Genomic DNA, 1,261 nt, shown 5'->3' with positions numbered 1-1,261 from the left:
TGCCGTTCTGTGAGCCAAGGAGTTGACACGAGACTTTGTCTTCCTAAGACCGCTTGGCCTCCGACTTCAAGAACACTTTAATTTCGTGATTATGAGTTGGGATGTTTCGTCGCTATACGCGACACTCTACCCCAGTGCTACAGGTTTTTTCGTGAAATGTAAAATGACGGCCATCAGAGTGAAGAGTAAAGTCCGGCCCTGTGCAGGAATGCAAGCAGGGACTTCAAAGCAGTGCGTTGATCCGCTGCGTTTGTCCAAGGGCCAATTAACTTTGACATACTGAACGGCCGAGGGTCCAGCTGACTAAGCGAAACGCTGAGTGTGGCCCTGAAGGTCTGGTAGTGCGGACAGTGGACAAGGATGTGTTCTAGATCCTCCAGATGGCCGCAATGACTGCAGAACGGGTCATCTACCTGTCGTAATATGTGTCGTAGCCGGCCGGTGAATGCGACGTTCAGCCTCATGCGATGTATTAAAGCTGCATCAGCTCGTGAGAGGCTGCGTGGTAGCCGGAGGGCCAACGTTGGGTCCACCCTAGCAAGCATAGATGTCGAAGCAATATCAGCCGTCCATTGACGCTTAGCCATGGGTTCTGTCATTTGACGCAAGATGGCCCGGCGGTCACTTTTCAGTAGGATTATGTTCGTCCTTCTCGTGTATGTAAGAGCTCGCTCTGCAGCATAATCGGCTCGTTCATTTCCCATAATGCCAGAGTGTCCCGGCACCCATTGCAGCAGTATCGTGTGGCCTGCTTGACATACTTGGCGGTAAGTCATTAGCACCTCCACCACGACCGGGCCCAAAGAACCCCGTATCCCAGTATTCTGAATAGCCTGCAATGCAGATCTCGAGTCCGTGAACACAACCCATACCCGGGGGCTGTGCTGTATAACGTACTGCAGGAAGAAGAGGACAGCGTAAAGTTCAGCAGCTGTCGATGAGGTACGGTGTGAAAGATGGCGTCCTCTTACTATGCCCTCGGATGGTATTACAAAAGCTGACGCCGATCCATCGTTTGATGACGTGCCATCGGTGTACACGGCCACGGAAGAAGAGTATCTCTCCGCTACCATAGTATAAAAGAGATCCCGTAGGACAATCGGCGGAACTTGGTCTTTAAGTCGGAGGCCAAGCGGTCTTAGGAAGACAAAGTCTCGTGTCAACTCCTTGGCTCACAGAACGACATGGCTAGGATCCGACTTAAGTCGGGTCGTAGCCATGTCGGTCTGTGAGCCAAGGAGTTGGGGGGGGAGCTGGGCTG

At 52.5% G+C, this 1,261-nt stretch carries 1 protein-coding gene; it reads right to left on the bottom strand.

The features are described from left to right. Positions 1-173 precede the first annotated feature (173 nt). Complete coding sequence (locus tag Q2M23_RS44390) at positions 174-1,073, bottom strand: ribonuclease H family protein (protein ID WP_410469850.1); 900 nt, start codon at positions 1,071-1,073, stop codon at positions 174-176. Between the last annotated feature and the right edge of the window lie 188 nt (positions 1,074-1,261).

The sequence above is a fragment of the Bradyrhizobium sp. 33ap4 genome (assembly GCF_032654765.1).
Lineage (GTDB): Bacteria > Pseudomonadota > Alphaproteobacteria > Rhizobiales > Xanthobacteraceae > Bradyrhizobium > Bradyrhizobium australafricanum.
This window is presented reverse-complemented; position numbering and strand designations above follow the sequence as displayed.